This is a genomic window from Rhodococcus sp. MALMAid1271 (assembly GCF_049195265.1).
In the GTDB taxonomy this organism is placed as follows: Bacteria; Actinomycetota; Actinomycetes; order Mycobacteriales; family Mycobacteriaceae; genus Rhodococcoides.
On sequence record NZ_JBMIRQ010000026.1, the window covers coordinates 1 to 504 of the forward strand.

The 504-nt window shown below is 63.1% G+C and carries 1 protein-coding gene; it reads left to right on the top strand.

Annotated elements, in window-relative coordinates; all coding sequences use genetic code 11:
• Nucleotides 1-149 precede the first annotated feature (149 nt).
• Nucleotides 150-371, top strand: a complete 222-nt coding sequence (locus ACOQFP_RS01395) for an SAV_915 family protein (protein ID WP_421583211.1) — start codon at nucleotides 150-152, stop codon at nucleotides 369-371.
• Nucleotides 372-504: the final 133 nt, after the last annotated feature.

A 504-nucleotide genomic window follows, 5' to 3' on the forward strand; every position in this document is an offset into this window, starting at 1 on the left:
TCGCTCCGGAACGGAACCGAACAGCCACTCGCTGCGTCTGATCTGTCGTGGGGTTCGACCTCCCCGCGCTCGGTCAGGGGGAGAAGATGCGGCTACCGGACAACATTCCACCCGTCGTGTATGTGCCGTGCACTGCGCATGTCTCAGTCGTGGAGCAGGCAGTGGTCGATCTGCGGACCACCCGGGACGGGCGTAGTGCCCTGCTGGCGTATTCGGCACTCGACCGGCTCCACACCTGCTGTGGTGATGACCAACCCTGGATGGTGCTGCCGACAACGGCCCTGTCGAAAATTAATGAGTCGCATCCGTTCGACCTGCTGCTGATGGACGTCATGATTCCCCAGCACGAACGTCGGAGTGTCCACACATGACCCTGTACGTCGACGTCGCGGTGCTACGCGATTCCGCGGACGCAATGATGAAAATTGCCGACGACTTCGACACCGCAGCGTCGTCGATCCCCGACGCCGCCGATACCGGTATCGGAGCGCCGGCGCTGGCCGG